Source organism: Pseudomonas sp. 28 E 9 (genome assembly GCF_900004785.1).
Classification (GTDB): domain Bacteria; phylum Pseudomonadota; class Gammaproteobacteria; order Pseudomonadales; family Pseudomonadaceae; genus Aquipseudomonas; species Aquipseudomonas orientalis_A.
On sequence record NZ_CVTK01000015.1, the window covers coordinates 1 to 16734 of the forward strand.

15 protein-coding genes and 1 rRNA gene are annotated in these 16734 nt (G+C 59.1%); 11 read left to right on the forward strand and 5 right to left on the reverse strand.

The window, feature by feature from the left end; genetic code table 11:
- A 5S ribosomal RNA gene (gene rrf, locus BFQ00_RS02620) occupies positions 1–85 on the forward strand; the annotation flags it as partial.
- 339 nt (positions 86–424) lie between these two features.
- A complete protein-coding gene (locus tag BFQ00_RS02625; RefSeq protein ID WP_065884809.1) occupies positions 425–1798 on the forward strand; it encodes an MFS transporter in 1374 nt (457 codons plus the stop codon).
- Between the two features lie 57 nt (positions 1799–1855).
- Here BFQ00_RS02625 and BFQ00_RS02630 read toward each other — a convergent pair whose 3' ends face one another.
- The 4 genes from BFQ00_RS02630 to flgA form a co-directional block, all read right to left on the reverse strand.
- Positions 1856–2605 (reverse strand): flagellar brake protein, encoded by a 750-nt coding sequence (locus BFQ00_RS02630; protein WP_065884808.1) that lies wholly within the window; start codon positions 2603–2605, stop codon positions 1856–1858.
- 95 nt (positions 2606–2700) lie between these two features.
- Positions 2701–3171 carry a flagellar protein FlgN gene (locus BFQ00_RS02635; protein ID WP_065892956.1) on the reverse strand — a complete coding sequence of 157 codons (471 nt, stop codon included), beginning with the start codon at positions 3169–3171 and terminating at the stop codon, positions 2701–2703.
- Positions 3172–3219: 48 nt separating this feature from the next.
- Positions 3220–3540 carry a flagellar biosynthesis anti-sigma factor FlgM gene (gene flgM, locus BFQ00_RS02640; RefSeq protein WP_065884811.1) on the reverse strand — a complete coding sequence of 107 codons (321 nt, stop codon included), beginning with the start codon at positions 3538–3540 and terminating at the stop codon, positions 3220–3222.
- 141 nt (positions 3541–3681) lie between these two features.
- The gene (gene flgA / locus BFQ00_RS02645) at positions 3682–4446 is read right to left on the reverse strand and encodes a flagellar basal body P-ring formation chaperone FlgA (protein WP_065884806.1); all 765 of its coding nucleotides are present in this window, start codon (positions 4444–4446) and stop codon (positions 3682–3684) included.
- Positions 4447–4521: 75 nt separating this feature from the next.
- Here flgA and BFQ00_RS02650 point away from each other — a divergent pair, with 75 nt between their 5' ends.
- From BFQ00_RS02650 to BFQ00_RS02680, 7 genes are all read left to right on the forward strand, one after another.
- Positions 4522–5454, forward strand: coding sequence for a chemotaxis protein CheV (locus BFQ00_RS02650; protein ID WP_065884805.1), 933 nt, complete (start codon positions 4522–4524; stop codon positions 5452–5454).
- 43 nt (positions 5455–5497) lie between these two features.
- A complete protein-coding gene (gene cheR / locus BFQ00_RS02655; protein WP_065884804.1) occupies positions 5498–6325 on the forward strand; it encodes a protein-glutamate O-methyltransferase CheR in 828 nt (275 codons plus the stop codon).
- A 312-nt stretch (positions 6326–6637) separates the two neighbouring features.
- Positions 6638–7045 (forward strand): flagellar basal body rod protein FlgB, encoded by a 408-nt coding sequence (gene flgB, locus BFQ00_RS02660; RefSeq protein ID WP_065884803.1) that lies wholly within the window; start codon positions 6638–6640, stop codon positions 7043–7045.
- Positions 7046–7048: 3 nt separating this feature from the next.
- Entirely contained in the window at positions 7049–7492 is a 444-nt protein-coding gene (gene flgC / locus BFQ00_RS02665; protein ID WP_065884802.1) for a flagellar basal body rod protein FlgC, read from the forward strand.
- A 16-nt stretch (positions 7493–7508) separates the two neighbouring features.
- Positions 7509–8228 carry a flagellar hook assembly protein FlgD gene (flgD, locus tag BFQ00_RS02670; protein ID WP_065884801.1) on the forward strand — a complete coding sequence of 240 codons (720 nt, stop codon included), beginning with the start codon at positions 7509–7511 and terminating at the stop codon, positions 8226–8228.
- Positions 8229–8259: 31 nt separating this feature from the next.
- On the forward strand, positions 8260–9570 hold the full coding sequence (gene flgE, locus BFQ00_RS02675) for a flagellar hook protein FlgE (RefSeq protein ID WP_065892953.1): 1311 nt from the start codon (positions 8260–8262) through the stop codon (positions 9568–9570).
- Positions 9571–9745: 175 nt separating this feature from the next.
- Positions 9746–10813: a hypothetical protein gene (locus BFQ00_RS02680; protein ID WP_256535533.1), complete on the forward strand. Its 1068-nt coding sequence runs from the start codon at positions 9746–9748 to the stop codon at positions 10811–10813.
- 83 nt (positions 10814–10896) lie between these two features.
- Here BFQ00_RS02680 and BFQ00_RS02685 read toward each other — a convergent pair whose 3' ends face one another.
- Positions 10897–13788 (reverse strand): ribonucleoside-diphosphate reductase subunit alpha, encoded by a 2892-nt coding sequence (locus tag BFQ00_RS02685; protein ID WP_065892951.1) that lies wholly within the window; start codon positions 13786–13788, stop codon positions 10897–10899.
- Between the two features lie 576 nt (positions 13789–14364).
- Between BFQ00_RS02685 and BFQ00_RS02690 the strand changes: the two genes are divergently transcribed.
- Both BFQ00_RS02690 and BFQ00_RS02695 read left to right on the forward strand, forming a co-directional pair.
- Positions 14365–15090 carry a response regulator gene (locus BFQ00_RS02690; RefSeq protein WP_065884798.1) on the forward strand — a complete coding sequence of 242 codons (726 nt, stop codon included), beginning with the start codon at positions 14365–14367 and terminating at the stop codon, positions 15088–15090.
- Complete coding sequence (locus BFQ00_RS02695) at positions 15087–16697, forward strand: ATP-binding protein (RefSeq protein WP_065932526.1); 1611 nt, start codon at positions 15087–15089, stop codon at positions 16695–16697. The genes BFQ00_RS02690 and BFQ00_RS02695 overlap by 4 nt, the downstream gene beginning before the upstream one ends.
- The last annotated feature ends 37 nt before the right edge of the window (positions 16698–16734 follow it).

Sequence of the window (16734 nt, forward strand, 5' to 3'; positions counted from 1 at the left end):
ATCCCATCCCGAACTCAGCAGTGAAACGATGCATCGCCGATGGTAGTGTGGGGTTTCCCCATGTGAGAGTAGGTCATCGTCAAGATTAAATTCCGAAACCCCAATTGCGAAAGCAGTTGGGGTTTTGTTTTGGGCGCTCGAAAAGCCTGCGCATCGAACAGGATTACCCTCTCTGGATCGCTCTATTCAGGGCTTTTATCGCAGATATCCAAACACCAGTCGAACCTTGCACATGATCCAGGTTCACAGGTGGTGCGCTGTATATTTATCTGCCCGCTATGTACCTTGCAACCACGCAGTCAGCGTCTGAGCTTAAGCAAAATAATCCCTGGAAAAGGCTAATGCCGCCTGTCCGGACCCGACCAACGCGGACTATCATGCGATAGCCCTGTCCCCTCACTGCAAGGAGCCGCTCGGAACGCCGATGCGCCAGATCTGGAAATCTTTTCGAGCCCTTTATTTCGCCTCCTTGATGATGCTGATCGGCTCCGGCCTGCTCAGTACCTATTTAGCCTTGCGACTGGCGGCTGACCATGTCGACAGCCTGTGGGTGGGTGCGTTGATGGCGGCCAACTACTTTGGCCTGGTGCTGGGCGGCAAGATCGGACACCGCTTGATCGCTCGTGTCGGGCATATACGCGCCTACGCGACCTGCGCCGGAATCGTCGGCGCGGCTGTGCTGGGTCACGGTTTGATCGATTGGCTGCCTGCCTGGATCGTCCTGCGGGTGATCGTGGGCCTGGGGATGATGTGCCAGTACATGGTCATTGAAAGCTGGCTCAATGAGCAGGCGGAGGCCAAGCAGCGTGGCGTAGTGTTCAGCGGCTATATGATCGCTTCCTACCTCGGTCTGGTACTGGGCCAGCTGATACTGGTCATGCATCCCCATCTGGGGCTTGAACTGCTGATGCTGGTGGCGCTGTGCTTTGCCCTGTGCCTGGTGCCGGTGGCCATGACCCGACGTATTCACCCCGCCCCGCTGCATCCGGCGCCGATGGAGCCGCGTTTCTTTATCAAGCGCGTGCCACAGTCCCTCAGCACGGTGCTGGGGGCGGGACTGATCGTCGGCTCGTTCTATGGCCTGGCGCCGCTCTATGCCTCCCAGCAGGGGTTGACGACCGAGCAAGTCGGTTTGTTCATGGGCTCCTGCATTTTTGCGGGACTTCTCGTGCAGTGGCCGCTGGGCTGGTTGTCCGACCGCTATGACCGCGCGCTGCTGATCCGCTGCTTTGCCTTGTGCCTGGCAGTGGCGGCATTGCCCTTGGCGATCATGACTCAGGTTCCGTTGGAAGTGCTGTTCGTGGCGGGCTTCTTTTGTTCACTTGTGCAGTTTTGTCTGTACCCGTTGGCCGTGGCTTTTTCCAATGACCACGTAGAAGGTGATCGCCGGGTCTCGCTGACGGCCATGTTGCTGGTGACCTACGGCGTGGGTGCCAGTATCGGCCCGCTTCTGGCAGGTGTGGTGATGAAGCTGTTCGGCAGCCAGATGCTTTACGCGTTTTTCAGCCTCTGCGCGCTGATCTTGGTATGGCGCATACGGCCGAAGGCGGTGACCAACTTGCATCAGGTAGACGATGCGCCGCTGCATCACGTGGCGATGCCTGACAGTATGTCCAGCTCGCCGTTGGTGGCAGCCCTTGACCCGCGGGTAGATGAACAGGTGGTGCAGGAGCAGATGCAGGCCACTGTTCCTGAACCAGACCCGGAACCTGCCGTCGACGAGCCGGCTGTCGAGGTAGCGCCTGAGTCGACAGACTCGGAAGACCATCCCCACGACTTGAGCAGGGCGCGCCCCTGAACGAAAAACGGGCAGACCCTATCAGGATCTGCCCGTTTTCACTTCAGCGTTCTAGGCTTAAAAGTCGTCGTCCTTGTCGAAGCGTCGAGCTTCACGCTGCAGCTGATACACAAAGCGTTCTACCTGGCGCTGCACCAAACCGCTCATGTTATGAAAGCGCACGCCGGCAAACGTGGTGTTGATCCTGTCTTCGAAATGCAGGTAACGCAACTCGACGGCGGTAGTCATGTTGCCGAATGGCAGCGCGGCGATGAAGCGGTCGTAGACCTGCCCCAGTTGCAGGCGTTCGGCGATGTCGCCTTCAAAGCGCAATTTGCATCCAGTGGCGGAAATGTCCAGCAACTTGCCGTTGACCGGAGCCTTGAGCTTTTCGCCGCCCAATTCGATATTGACCAATTGCGCCAATTTCAGTGCCGCGCGAAATGCATTGCGACGCTGATGATAGACCACCTCACCGGGCATGCTGCCACTGTAGATACGGTGACCATCCTTCTCGCTGATGCTCAGTGTGCCGTTACTCTCCCAGGCGACCCGGACGCCGTCATGAAAACCCTCGACGCGGAAGGGTTCGCCATTTTCGAGGTGACGTTCACCGTCACGCGGAATCATTTCGTCCAGCACCAGCGTCTTGCTGTCCCGGTCGATGTCCACAAGGTAGCTTTGGAAGCGTTGGCTGCGTTCATGGAAAGTGATGATCAATGGATCATGGCTTTCCTGGAGCATCCGCAGCGTGCTGGCGATTTCCAAAGGTGTGGTAAGAACCTTTGGTGGCTGCGGTGCATCTTCCGCATTAAGGGCGTTGAACACGGTTGTTCCATCTCCAGGAAAGTACGACTACACGCAAGAACCGGCATTTTGCCAGTATGTAGCGCACCTTGGATAGGCCGCGCTTTGAACCGCTGTCAGGCTTGGCTGCGGGTGCTTGGCTTGACCAGGCGTGAAGTGGACCCCTGGGCGTTATACAGGGCCGGGGGCTCGCCGCCGTGAAGAATACGTAACTGATTGGCCGTGGTGGCTTGCTGCAGCTGAATCGACTGGCCGTTGAGCAGGTTGGCTTCCTGGCACTGAGTGAGCAGGTGATTGAGCGCTTTGCTTTGCGTCAGCAACTGATCGCCGACCGAGGAATGGCTTGCCAACTGTGCCAGGCCGTCGTGATCGGCGGGCAGGCCCAGGCTGTTGAGGATTTCGCTGCGCTTCGTGCCGTGTTGTTCGAGCAGCACAATCAGCGATTGTTTGCGCGCGAGTATTTCTTCGAGCAAAGGCATATCCCGGCCATACAGGGCCAGGGACTCTTCTTTTAGCAGCTCGAGCAGTTGTTGCGTCGGCGCCAGATCATCAATGATCAGTTGAAGCAAATGTTCGTCGTGGTGCATGGCTGGCCTTGGGTTTTAAGCGTCCAGAAGCCCAGCGCAGGCCTTTGCCTAGCGCTCGGCTTCGAAGTTAAGCAGCTTGCTGGCTACACGGTTGCTGTCGACTGTGTAACTGCCATCGGCGATAGCCTGTTTCAACTCCGCCACGCGGGCTTTATTGACAACCGGTTGATCGCGCAGCGAGTCAGTGACCTTCTGCAACTGCTGAGCCTCATTACTCAGGTGTACCGACTCCCCACTCTGGCTCGCACTCGCCTGCTCTGCCTTGGCCGGCAGGGGCTGGGACTTGGCTTCTACGTTTTCCTTGCCGGCAGTACGCGTAGTGCCTGACGTCGTCGGGGTGTTATTTAAACGGCTGAAATCAATGACCATGATCAAAAAACCTCTGGGTATTTGGACGCTTGCCATGTTTTCGGCAATACCCGGACAAACTTTAGGCGCGAATGACAATAAATCTCCGCACGGAGCACTCTATGCACAGTGTAGGAAAACCTGGCGCCCCGTACCAGTCATCTATAACGCCACCTCGACTTGGCCCGGAGCTGTCACTCGCGCCTTGATCACGCGGTTGGAGTTGAGGTTCTTGACGCGAATCTGTTCGCTCATGCCACCGTTGGACAGCGCTTCCCCCGGCATTTTTACGTTCAACCCGCCGCTGCTGGCGGAAATCACGACCTGGTCACCTTTACGAATGACTTCAGCCTGCTCCAGGTGAACCAGGGTAATCACCTGATCGGTGACCACTGGTCGGGTGAGTCGCTGCCCGATCGCCTGGTCCAGGGACGTCAGGTAACCCTGGTTGATCAGGCTGATATCCCGTTCGCGCAGCGCAACATCGTCATCGCCAATGATGCCGGTGCGCTTCAACGGCCGTGCCACTACGACGACGTCGCGGAACAATTTGACTTGAGCCGGTACAAACACCGTCCAGGGTGAGGCGCCTTCACAGCGTACTTTTACGGTGACACGACCAATGGGCTGGGCCGGGCTTTCCAGGGTGGCTGTCAATTCCTTGTCACACATCGGCATGCGCAGGCGCGGGTCCAACTGTTTGACCTGGATCTCATAGCGCCCCGGTGTCTGGGTGGTCTCCAGATAATCTTCTACAGTGTATTCAAGAAAGCCTTGGGTGACGCCGATAAGGAGATCAGGCAGGGTGACGTTGTCGGCGCGAGCGGTGACGCCCACGCCCCAGACAAGCAGCGCCATCGCGGCGCAGAGCAATCTGCGATACTTTGGGCGGCAAGCGCGTCGGGAAACTGTCGTTTTAATATCCATAGCCAACCAAATAGCAAAGCTCGTGCCGTTTAGTGTTGGGTACGCATCGTACCTCTGGGATTTAGGAGTCTGGGCATGGCAGGTGTAATGGATTCAGTAAACCAGCGCACACAGCTGGTAGGGCAGAATCGCCTGGAGTTGTTGCTTTTTCGCCTGGACGGCAAGCAGCTGTACGGGATCAACGTGTTTAAAGTGCGCGAAGTGCTGCAGTGTCCCAAGCTGACGATCATGCCCAAGTCCAGTCCGGTGGTGTGTGGCGTCGCCAATATACGTGGCGCGACCATCCCCATTCTTGACTTGGCAATGGCCACCGGGTCCTCTGGTTTGCAGGACCGCGAGAGCCCGTTCGTGATCATTACCGAGTACAACACCAAGACCCAGGGGTTTCTGGTGCGCTCGGTGGAACGTATCGTCAACATGAACTGGGAAGAGATTCATCCGCCGCCCAAGGGCACCGGGCGCGATCATTACCTCACGGCAGTGACGCGGGTGGATAACCAGTTGGTCGAAATCATCGACGTGGAGAAAATCCTCGCCGAGGTTGCGCCCACCTCGGAAACGATTTCCGTCGGGGTGGTGGATGCCGAGACGGCACACAAGGCGGTATCCCTGCGCGTGTTGACCGTGGATGACTCCTCTGTCGCGCGCAAGCAGGTCACGCGTTGCCTGCAAACCGTTGGCGTAGAGGTCGTAGCCCTTAATGATGGGCGCCAAGCCCTGGATTACCTGCGCAAGTTGGTGGACGAGGGCAAGAAGCCGGAAGAAGAGTTCCTGATGATGATTTCCGACATTGAAATGCCGGAAATGGATGGATACACCCTCACGGCTGAAATACGCAACGATCCACGCATGCAAAAATTGCACATCATCCTGCATACTTCGTTGTCGGGGGTATTCAATCAGGCCATGGTCAAGAAGGTCGGTGCAGATGACTTCCTGGCCAAATTCCGGCCTGATGACCTCGCATCCCGGGTAGTCGACCGGATCAAGGCAGCAGATCACGGCTAGGGGCATTTCTCCTGGCGGTCACACGATTTAAGAGGCGGTACCATTGTCTACGGGTAATTTGGATTTCGAACAGTTCCGGGTCTTCCTGGAAAAAGCCTGTGGCATATTGCTCGGTGAAAACAAGCAGTACCTGGTATCCAGCCGTCTCAACAAGCTGATGGAACAGCAGGGCATCAAATCCCTGGGTGAGTTGGTCCAGCGTATCCAGGGGCAGCCGCGCAGCGGGCTCAAGGAGATGGTGGTCGATGCCATGACCACCAACGAAACCTTATGGTTTCGCGATACCTACCCCTTTGAGGTGCTCAAGAACAAAGTGCTGCCCGAAGCCATCAAGGCCAGCCCGGGCCAGCGCCTGCGCATCTGGTCGGCGGCATGCTCATCGGGACAGGAACCTTATTCGATCTCCATGACCATCGACGAGTTCGAGCGGACCAACATGGGCCAGTTGAAAGCCGGCGCGCAAATTGTGGCGACGGACCTGTCCGGCAGCATGCTCACCAATTGCAAGACCGGTGAGTACGACAGCCTGGCCCTGGGCCGAGGCCTGTCCCAGGAACGTTTGCAGCGCTATTTTGACCCGAAGGGGGCAGGGCGCTGGGCGATCAAGGCGCCGATCAAGAACCGCGTCGAGTTCCGCTCGTTCAACTTGCTCGACAGCTACGCCAGCCTGGGCAAGTTCGACATGGTGTTCTGCCGCAACGTGCTGATCTACTTCTCGGCCGAAGTGAAGAAGGACATCCTTTTGCGCATCCATGGCACGCTCAAGCGCGGCGGGTATCTATTCCTCGGCGCGTCGGAAGCCTTGAACGGCTTGCCGGATCACTACCAGATGGTGCAGTGCAGCCCGGGAATCATCTACCAGGCCAAATAACAACGTTTACCCGGTAAAAAATGTGGGAGGGGGCTTGCCCCCGATGGCGGTGGGTCAGTCAGCTATTCATGACATGACACACTGCTATCGGGGGCAAGCCCCCTCCCACATTTGTTTCGCGGCACTTTCAACGGTAGCGGCAATCCTTCCATTGCCGCTTTACTGGCGCCACGCGGAAAGCACTTGCCGCTTTTCTGGCATTGCCGCCGGCAATTTCTCTGCAAGCCCTTGATATACGGGGCTTGGTCACATTGGCATGCACCTTGCTATAACCCTGCTAACGAACAGCAGGTCAGCCTAAAGGTTTCCGCCATGAGCATCAGCTTCGATAAAGCGCTCGGTATCCACGAAAAAGCCCTGGGCTTCCGCGCCCAGCGTGCCGAAGTCCTGGCCAACAACATTGCCAACGCCGACACCCCGAACTACAAGGCTCGGGACCTGGACTTCTCCGCCGTGCTCGCCGCACAGCAGGACAAAACCAAAAACGGTTCCTTCGCCTTGAACATGACCAACAGCCGTCATATTGAAGCGCAAGGCCTGAGCAGTGGTGACGAGTCGCTGCTGTATCGCACGCCGATGCAGCCGTCGATCGACCAGAACACCGTTGATGCTCAACTGGAACAATCGAACTACGCCGAAAACTCGGTGAACTTCCAGGCCAGCTTCACCCTGCTCAACAGCAAATTCAAAGGGCTGATGTCAGCCCTGCGTGGAGAATAAGCCATGTCCCTGTCCAGTGTTTTCAATATTGCCGGCAGTGGCATGAGCGCGCAGACCACGCGTTTGAACACCGTCGCCAGTAACATCGCCAACGCCGAGACCGTGTCTTCGAGCATTGACCAGACTTACCGCGCCCGTCATCCGGTATTTGCCACCATGTTCCAGGGTGGGCAGGGCGGCGGCAGTGATTCGCTGTTCCAGAACCAGGATGCCGCCGGGCAAGGCGTGCAGGTGCTGGGTGTGGTCGAGGACCAGAGCAACCTCGAAGCGCGTTACGAGCCGAACCATCCGGCAGCGAACGAAAAGGGTTATGTCTACTACCCCAACGTCAACGTGGTCGAGGAGATGGCCGACATGATTTCCGCCAGCCGTTCGTTCCAGACCAACGCGGAAATGATGAACACCGCCAAAACCATGATGCAGAAGGTCCTGACCCTGGGTCAGTGATAAGGGGCGCCAAATAATGGCCATCGTTGATACCTCAAACAACACGGCAGTCCAGGACCTGTTCAACTCCAAGGTCAAGGACGCTTCAAACAACGTAGCGAATGTTTCCAAGGCCGCCACCGGCAACCAGGCGTTGGGCAAGGATGCATTCCTGCAACTGCTGGTCACCCAGCTGAAAAACCAGAACCCGTTGTCGCCACAGGACAACGGTGCCTTCGTGGCCCAGTTGGCCCAGTTCAGCAGCCTGGAAGGCATCAACACCCTGAACGACTCGGTAAACAACATATCGAGCAACTTCAGTTCGTCGCAGGCGCTGCAGGCTTCGTCGCTGGTGGGACGTTCGATCATCACCCAGACCGACAAGGCACTGGTCGATACCAGCAAGAGCATGAACGGTTCGGTGGCGGTAACGGCGGCAACGGGCAACGTCTCGATCAAGATCACCGACAAGGACGGCAACGTGGTGCGCACCCTCGATATGGGCGCCCAGAGCGCGGGTTCGTCGGACTTCATCTGGGATGGCAAAAACGATAAGGGTGAGGTCGCCCCAGCCGGCACTTACACCTTCGCGGCCTCCGCCAAGAGCGACAAGGGCGACGCGGTTGCCCTGGCTACTTCACTGCCGGCAACGGTGACCAGCGTGACGCTGAGCAAGACAGGTGGCGAAATGCTGTTGAACCTTGCAGGCGGCATGGGCAGCGTCAAGCTGTCGCAAATTCAGACTATCGGTACATAGAGCCGGCTAACCACGGCAGAGGGAGAGAAACATGTCTTTTAATATCGGCCTTAGCGGCCTCTATGCGGCCAACAAACAACTGGACGTAACCGGCAACAACATCGCCAACGTGGCGACCACTGGCTTCAAGTCGTCCCGTGCAGAATTCGCGGACATCTACGCGGCGTCCAAACTGGGCACCGGGAAGAACAGCATCGGCAATGGCGTGAACCTGGCGGCGGTGTCGCAGCAATTCACCCAGGGTGACGTGAATGGCAGCGGCGGCATCCTGGACATGGCGATCCAGGGCGGCGGTTTCTTCGTGCAGAAGGGCAGTGACGGTTCGCTGGAATACACCCGCAGCGGTGCGTTCCGTGCCGACAAAGACGGCTACATCACCAACAACAGCGGTACCTCGCGCCTGCAAGGCTACGCGGCGGATGATAACGGCAAAATCAACAAGGGCGGCCTGACCGACCTGCAACTGAACCTGACGAACCTGCCGCCCAAGGCCTCCACCAAAGTGGACTCCGCCAGTAACCTGAACTCCTCGGAGCCGGTGATCGATCAAACGGCCAAGCCATTCGATCCCACCAAGACCGACACCTTTACCACGCAATACAGCACCACCTTGTACGATTCCCAGGGCAACGCTCACCCGATGGTGCAGTACCTGGTGAAAACCGACGGCAACAAGTGGAATGCCTACACCCTGATCGACGGCCGCAACCCTGACGGTTCTTCTCCGACGGGCACCCCATCGACCCCACCTGTGGCGTCGACGCTGACCTTCGATGGCGCGGGCAAACTCACCAGTGTGGTGACCGGTGGTGTATCCGATAAGACCCTCACCGTTGCCGGTTGGGTCCCGGGTACGGTGACCAATGGTGTGTGGAAGGCCAACGGTGCGAATGCCAACCCGGGTGGGATTGCGGTCAACATGGCCAACATCACGCAGTACAACTCGGCCACCTACCGTAACCCTCCGGTGACCGATGGCTATGCCACCGGCCAGATCACCGGCCTGAAGATCGACGGCAGCGGCGTATTGTTCGCCACTTTCAGCAACCAGCAGAGCAAGGCTATCGGCCAGATCTCGCTGGCCAGCTTCAACAACGAACAAGGCCTGCAACCCGCCGGCAGCACCACTTGGAAAGAAACCTTCGCGTCGGGCCAACCGGGTTACGACACCCCGCAATCCGGCACCCTGGGCTCGATCGTGGCCAACTCCCTGGAGAACTCCAACGTCAACCTGACCAATGAGTTGGTGGACCTGATCAAGGCCCAGAGCAACTACCAGGCGAACGCCAAGACCATCTCCACCCAGAGCACCATCATGCAGACCATCATTCAGATGACGTGATGCGCCGGCGCTCCACAGGAAGCCCCTCGTAAGAGGGGCTTTTTTGTGCCCGCAGGAAAAGTGCCGGCGACATATAGGGTTACGCGCAGACATGCGCCGCACGGAACGCGGCATGCCCGCCTTGCCACTGATCGGATCATAGCCGAGAGGCTCAGCCATCATAGGGGGCGGGGATATGTGGGGTACGGGTGTTTTCGCAGCCGATAGCAAGCGCGCAGGACCGCTACCTGTCAGGGTTGCGGATCAGTCGAAACCGGTAGCGCCTGACGCCGACAAGGCAACGGTTAAAACCCTGCTTGACCAACTGTTTGAGGCGCAGCAGTCGGGCAAGACGCAGACAGTTCAGGACGCGCGCGACAAGTTGAATGTGCTGCGTGAGAAGTTGGGGGACGAGACATTCAAGGCGATTCTCGAGCAGCTCAAGAAAGACGCCGATGCGGCTTGGCTGGCGTTCTTGAAGGCTTTGTTTCCGGAGCTGTTTGCAGATGAGTCTGTTCCACCGCCTTCTCCAGCACCGCCAACCCCCTCACCACCTTTATATCGCGGGTTCCAAGGCAGAGAAGTCGATCCGAGTAATTACGGCACTGCGGAGTCGATGAGTGACAAGCCGTTTACCGAGGGCGCGTTTCACGCTGACTACAAGCCGGACAAAAGCAACCCAGGTAAGAAACCCGGTATGGGCAAGGAGCCCGGCAATATCTGGAGTGGTTTTTGTCAGGGACCGGAGGGCAACTGTGTAACGGTCTCGGCGATTAAAGCCGCAATGATGAAATTTGGTCAAAAACCCACCGATATTTTCAAGGATGTGAGAATGGCCGGTGATGGTTATGAAGTGCAGATGCGTGATGGGTTTCAGCTGTATTTGAGCAGAGGCGAATTGCAGATGGCGGCACGGCAAGCAGGGTTCAAGGGCAGTGATCCGGCCATGATGACGGACGCCAATTTCCTGTATGCCGCCAGCGCCAAGCGCGCTCAAATGGAAGATAATGACGACCGCGCGCGGGCGAGTTTTTTTACGGCCACGCAAACTTTGAACGACGGTGAGTGGAGCACTGAAGCGCTCGACCGGCTTGGACTCAAAGGTCTTTACAGGTCTTCTTCAAGTGCGGAATTGGCAGGCGGTGGAGTGTTGGGCGTTGTCGATGACGGAGAGCACTCAATGGCCGTCATCGGCGGCCGTCTTGAGTTGTGGGGCAAGCGTGCCGGAAGGCCTGATCAGCCTAATGCTTTCGCTCTTATCTAGCGTAATAACGAAAAAACCGACCGCCTTAGACAAGTCTAAGGCGGTCGGTTTTTTTGATCCCGGTAACCCCGGCGTTGCTCAGCTTATTGGCAAGCTTCGCAATCCGGCTCATCAATCGCACACGCCTTAGGCACCGGCGCCGGGCCGGCTGGCGCGGCGAGAACCGAGTCATCACCATGGTTGCCGCTGGAAACAGCGTTCAGCTTGCCGGTGTTGATGGTCGACTTCTCGGTGCTGGTCGCGGCCAGGGCACGGAGGTAGTAAGTGGTTTTCAGGCCACGGTACCAAGCCATGCGGTAGGTCACGTCGAGCTTCTTGCCCGAAGCACCGGCGATGTAGAGGTTCAGGGACTGCGCCTGGTCGATCCACTTCTGACGACGGCTGGCGGCGTCAACGATCCACTTGGTGTCCACTTCGAACGCGGTGGCGTAGAGCTCTTTGAGTTCCTGCGGGATGCGCTCGATCTGTTGCACGGAACCGTCGTAGTACTTCAGGTCGTTGATCATCACCGAGTCCCACAGGCCACGGGCTTTCAGGTCGCGGACCAGGTACGGGTTGATCACGGTGAACTCGCCCGACAGGTTCGATTTCACATACAGGTTCTGGTAGGTCGGTTCGATCGACTGCGACACGCCAGTGATGTTGGCGATGGTTGCGGTCGGTGCGATGGCCATGATGTTGGAGTTACGAATGCCTTTCTGCACACGGGCACGTACCGGCGCCCAGTCCAGGGATTCGTTCAGGTCAACATCGATGTACTTCTGGCCACGCTGCTCGATCAGGATCTGTTGCGAGTCCAGCGGCAGGATGCCCTTGGACCACAGCGAACCCTGGAACGTCTCGTAGGCGCCGCGCTCGTCGGCCAGGTCGCAGGAAGCCTGGATCGCGTAGTAGCTGACCGCTTCCATGGACTTGTCGGCGAACTCGACGGCAGCATCGGAACCGTAAGGAATGTGCTGCAGGTACAAGGCGTCCTGGAAGCCCATGATGCCCAGGCCGACCGGACGGTGCTTGAAGTTGGAGTTCTGCGCCTGTGGCACCGAGTAGTAGTTGATGTCGATCACGTTATCGAGCATGCGTACGGCGGTGTTGACAGTGCGTTCCAGCTTGGCGGTGTCCAGCTTGCCGTTGACGATGTGGTTCGGCAGGTTGATCGAGCCCAGGTTGCAGACGGCGATCTCGTCCTTGTTGGTGTTCAAGGTGATCTCGGTGCACAGGTTCGAGCTGTGGACCACGCCCACGTGCTGCTGCGGGCTGCGCAGGTTGCACGGGTCCTTGAAGGTCAGCCATGGGTGGCCGGTTTCGAACAGCATCGACAGCATCTTGCGCCACAGGTCTTTGGCCTGGATGGTCTTGAACAGCTTGATTTTGCCAGGGTACTGGGCCAGCGCTTCGTAGTACTCGTAACGCTCTTCGAAGGCCTTGCCGGTCAGGTCGTGCAGGTCCGGTACTTCGGACGGCGAGAACAGGGTCCACTGGCCGTCATCGAAGACACGCTTCATGAACAGGTCAGGGATCCAGTTGGCGGTGTTCATATCGTGGGTACGACGACGATCATCACCGGTGTTCTTGCGCAGCTCGATGAACTCTTCAATGTCCATGTGCCAGGTTTCCAGGTAGGCACATACAGCGCCTTTGCGCTTGCCACCCTGGTTCACGGCAACGGCGGTGTCGTTCACCACTTTCAGGAACGGCACGACGCCCTGGGATTTACCATTGGTGCCCTTGATGTACGAACCCAGTGCACGTACCGGGGTCCAGTCGTTGCCCAGGCCGCCGGCGAATTTGGACAACATGGCGTTGTCGTGGATCGCGTGGTAGATGCCCGACAGGTCATCCGGCACGGTGGTCAGGTAGCAGCTCGACAGCTGTGGACGCAGGGTGCCGGCGTTGAACAGGGTCGGGGTCGACGACATGTAGTCAAAGGACGACAACAGGTTGTAGAACTCGATCGCACGGTCTTCCTTGTGCTTCTCTTCGATCGCCAGGCCCATGGCCACACGCATGAAGAACACTTGCGGCAGTTCGAAGCGGATGCCGTCCTTGTGGATGAAGTAACGGTCGTACAGGGTTTGCAGGCCCAGGTAGGTGAACTGCTGGTCGCGCTCGTGGTTGATCGCCTTGCCGAGTTTTTCCAGGTCGAAGGTGGCCAGGATCGGGTTGAGCAATTCGAATTCGATGCCCTTGGCGATGTAGGCCGGCAGGGCCTTGGCGTACAGGTCGGCCATCTCGTGGTGGGTGGCGCTGTCGGCCACGCCCAGGAAGCCCAGGCCTTCGGCGCGCAGGGTGTCCATCAGCAGGCGCGCGGTGACGAACGAGTAGTTCGGCTCGCGTTCAACCAGGGTACGGGCGGTCATTACCAGGGCGGTGTTGACGTCGGTCAGGGCCACGCCGTCGTACAGGTTCTTCAGGGTTTCGCGCTGGATCAGGTCACCGTCGACTTCTTCCAGGCCTTCGCAGGCCTCGGTGATGATGGTGTTCAGGCGGCCCAGGTCCAGTGGCGCAAAGCTGCCATCGGCCAGGGTGATGCGGATCGACGGGTGCGCTTGCACGGCGTCGGCAGATGGCGCGTGTACGGCACGTTCCTTGGCGCGCGAATCGCGGTAGATCACGTAGTCACGGGCAACTTTCTGCTCGCCGGCACGCATCAGGGCCAGTTCGACCTGGTCCTGGATTTCTTCGATGTGGATGGTGCCGCCCGATGGCATGCGACGCTTGAAGGTCGCGGTGACCTGCTCGGTCAGGCGGGCAACGGTGTCGTGGATGCGCGACGAAGCAGCAGCGGTGCCGCCTTCAACTGCAAGAAACGCTTTGGTGATGGCGACGGTGATTTTGTCATCGGTGTAAGGAACGACAGTGCCGTTACGCTTGATCACGCGCAATTGGCCAGGTGCGGTGGCGGACAGATCCATATTCGAATCGGCGGCCTGCGGCACGGAGCCCTGGGGGTTCTCGCGAGTTGTGTCGGTTTGCATGGGGGGTTGTCTCCACGTTCTATATTTGATTGCGAGTGCCAGGCTTTCCTGCAACACCCGTACCGTTTTCCATGTCTTTGGATGAAAAACAGCTGCCATCCGCGTGAGCGGTTTGGTCTACTGAAAATCGGTTGGTTCCACGCTGCGCCAGCAATAAAACGCTTGAATTTCGAGCCGCTTATGTGGTTGGACGCTTTCCGCCAAAACCCTACATGTAGGGTCTCTTGAAGTGCCGAGGTACAAGATAATGCGTTTTACAGGTGTTAGCAACGCACTAACCTGTGGATAACACTGTGAGTAAAATGTGTAAGAAAGGTTGAAGGGGCGTGTAGGCCGCATTACTGCTGGATTGCGCCGTTTGTCATTAAATGTTTCGAACCTGAAACAAGCTGGCGGTTTTCGAAGGGCGCGAACCCTATCACAAAAAAACGCCATGACCGAATCGATTTCCCGACTTGTGCTTATGGGTTGGCCCATGGCTACAATCGCCCCTCGTTATGCCCTCAATACATGACAAACAGGCTGTGCCTGGACCGTCTCGGCCGGAAGAATTTCCTATAACAATGAGGACAACCCATGGGACAGGATCCCTGGCAGGTATTGATCGTCGAGGATGACGAACGCTTGGCCGAGCTGACCCGCGAATACCTGGAGAGCAACGGCCTGCGCGTGTCGGTGGAGAACGACGGTGCCCTGGCGGCGGCGCGCATCATCGCCGAGCAGCCTGACCTGGTGATCCTCGACCTGATGCTGCCCGGCGAAGACGGCCTGAGCATCTGCCGCAAGGTGCGCGGGGGCTATGACGGCGTCATCCTGATGCTCACTGCGCGCACCGACGACATGGACCAGGTGCAGGGCCTGGACATGGGCGCCGATGACTACGTGTGCAAACCCGTGCGTCCGCGCCTGTTGCTGGCGCGTATCCACGCCCTGCTGCGGCGCAGCGAACCGGCGCCGGCGGTTGCGGTGGAGCACCAGCGACGCCTGCAATTCGGCCCGTTGGTGGTGGACAACGCCTTGCGCGAGGCCTGGCTGCACCAGGGCGGCATCGAACTGACCAGCGCCGAGTTCGACCTGCTGTGGCTGTTGGTGGCCAACGCCGGGCGCATTCTGTCGCGCGAAGAAATTTTCATCGCCCTGCGCGGCGTCGGTTACGACGGCCAGGATCGTTCGATTGATGTGCGCATTTCACGTATTCGCCCCAAGATCGGCGATGACCCGATCCACCCGCGCCTGATCAAGACCATCCGCAGCAAAGGCTACCTGTTCGTGCCCGAAGCCGCTGCCGACATGCCGCTGTGAACTCGATCTTCCTGCGCATATACGGCGGCATGTGCGCCGCGCTGATCCTGGTCGCGCTGCTGGGTGTGCTGGCCCTGCACTTGCTCAACGATGTGCGCAGCGACCAATACCGCGAGCGCCTGGCCCATGGCACGTTCGCGTTGATGGGCGACAATCTGCGGCCCATGAGCGCCATCGAGCGCCAGCGCGCATTGGCGGTGTGGGAGCGATTGCTGGGCATTCCGTTGCAGTTGCGCACCTTCGCCGACGCGCAGCTGGATATGAGCCAGCGCAAGCGCCTGCAACGTGGCCAGGTCCTGGTGGAGCAGACGGGGCCCCATGCCGCGCGGGTACTGCGTCTGGTCAGCGAACAGGAGCAATGGGTGCTCACCGGCGAAGTGCAGCAGATCAGCGAGCAATTGGCCCGCGCCACTATCTATCTGCTGGCCGACGAACTGGTGCGGTTTCCGGTGGCCCAGCAGCCGCAACGCCTGGCTGACCTCAAGCAGGCCAAGGGCTTTGGTTTCGAGATGCACCTGATGACCCTCGACCAGGCCGATATGGACGACGACCAGCGCCGGCGAGTGGCCGAAGGCGATACGGTGATGGCCCTGGGCAAGGGCGGTGATTCGATCCGTGTGTTTGCCGGCATGGTCGGCACGCCGTGGGTGCTGGAGATCGGCCCGCTGTATCAGATGAACCCGTACCCGGCGCAATGGCTGATCCTGATCGCGCTGATCGGCCTGACCCTGATCGGTCTGATCGTCTACCTGTTGGTGCGCCAGCTCGAGCGCCGGCTCAAGGGGCTGGAGGCGGCGGCCACGCGCATCGCCAAGGGCAACCTGGAGGTTCGCGTACCGGCGCGAGGCGTCGACTCGGTGGGGCGGTTGGCGGCGGCGTTCAACGGCATGGCCGAGCACTTGCAGCAATTGCTGGCGATTCAGCGTGAACTGGTGCGCGCAGTGTCCCACGAGCTGCGCACGCCCGTGGCGCGCCTGCGCTTCGGCCTGGAGATGCTGGGCGACGCCACCACCGCCGAGGCACGGCGCAAATACCTGGAGGGCATGGACGGCGATATCCAGGACCTCGATGGCCTGGTCGATGAGATGCTCACTTATGCGCGCCTGGAACAGGGCGCGCCGGCGTTGGACTTCCAGCGCGTCGACCTCGATGCGTTGCTCGACCAGGTGATCGGCGAATTGTCGCCACTGCGCCCGCAAGTCAGCGTCACCCGCGGGATTCGCCCTTCATCGGCGCATCACCAGGACGCCTGGGTCGATGCCGAACCCCGCTACCTGCATCGCGCGCTGCAGAACCTGGTCAGCAATGCCATGCGCCACGCCAAGGGCCAGGTGCTGATCAGCTATCAGGTCGGGCAGATGCGGTGCCGTATCGACGTGGAAGACGATGGCCCCGGCATACCGGAAAGTGCCTGGGAACGTGTGTTCACCCCGTTCCTGCGCCTGGACGACAGCCGCACGCGCGCCTCGGGCGGGCACGGCCTGGGCCTGTCGATCGTGCGGCGGATTATCTATTGGCACGGCGGGCGGGCGTTGATCAGCAAAAGCAACAACCTGGGCGGGGCGTGTTTCAGTCTGAGTTGGCCCAGAGAACAGGGAAAACCCTGACACCGCCATCGGGGGCAAGTCCCCTCCCACATTTGGA